The organism is Burkholderia sp. APQ4-4ca, from assembly GCF_057837105.1.
In genome coordinates, this window is the sequence record NZ_JBYQCG010000095.1 from 1 (window position 1) to 1,031 (window position 1,031).

General features: G+C 63.6%; 1 protein-coding gene and 1 pseudogene. Both read left to right on the forward strand.

Annotation, left to right across the window (positions count from 1 at the left end; genetic code table 11):
- Window positions 1–404: ABC transporter permease subunit (locus tag AC3IFE_RS10830; protein WP_489190514.1), on the forward strand; the 404-nt coding region annotated here is incomplete at its 5' end.
- A gap of 188 nt (window positions 405–592) precedes the next feature.
- Window positions 593–1,031: pseudogene (locus AC3IFE_RS10835) on the forward strand (hypothetical protein); the annotation flags it as partial.

Consider the following 1,031-nt stretch of genomic DNA (forward strand, 5'->3'; position numbering starts at 1 on the left):
CGCTCGGCTACGACACCGACCGCTTCAAGCTGCTTGCGTTCATCCTGTCGGCCGCGCTCGCGGGCCTGGCCGGCTCGCTGAAGGTGCTCGTGCTCGGCTTCGAGACGCTGTCGGACGCGTACTGGACGATGTCGGGCCTCGTCGTGCTGATGACGCTCGTCGGCGGAATGGGCACGCTGTTCGGGCCGCTGCTCGGCGCCGCGCTGATCGTCGCGCTGGAAGACCGGCTCGGCGACATCGGCGAATGGCTCGCGTCGACGACGGGCATCGGCTGGTTCCATTCGCTCGGTGAATCGGCGACGATCGTCACCGGACTGATCTTCATCGCATGCGTGCTGGCTTTCCGGCGCGGGATCGTCGGCGAGATGGTCGCGCGGATCAAGCCGTTCAGGGCATCGTCGTGAGCATGCCGTGCGCGTCGCCCGCGTTGATGCGAAGCACCATCCCGCTCGCTCGGGGAAGGGCGCCGCCGCAGGCGCGGGCCGTCGCCGCGCGGCAGATTGGTGCCCCATTTTCGTGCGGCGATGCACCATAGGGGTAAATGCTAAGTTGTCGTGGTGCTTAAGCCTCTTTAAGATTCACCTCAGTTCTGATGCACCGCGAAACGAATTTGCAGGTGGAGAACGAGGAGACAATCGAGGCACAAAGTGCCCGGACCCCAAAGCGCTGTTGGACGGAATCCAACAGCGCTTTTTCATTTGCGTGCACGGATTTCATCGGTGGTGCATCGGACCGCCTTCCGCGTTTGCGTTCGCACCGCGTCTTTTCCCGTTTTCCCTTTCTTGCGATCCGTTCACCGACGATGTGCAATCCTGCACAGGCGCTTCGGGCTTACCCGGTTGGCGTGCGCGAAAGGCGTCCGTTACACTCGGCTTTCGCCGACCGTGCGGTCGGGAAAATCGGTCGGCAGTTCTCCTACAAGCACAATGCAGAAGAGGGAGTACGGTTGGATGAGCAGCGCAGCACGGTGGATCGGGGCAGGAGACGCGGCGGGCGCCGTTCGTTCGTCATGGGGTGCGCGGTGAGTCGTC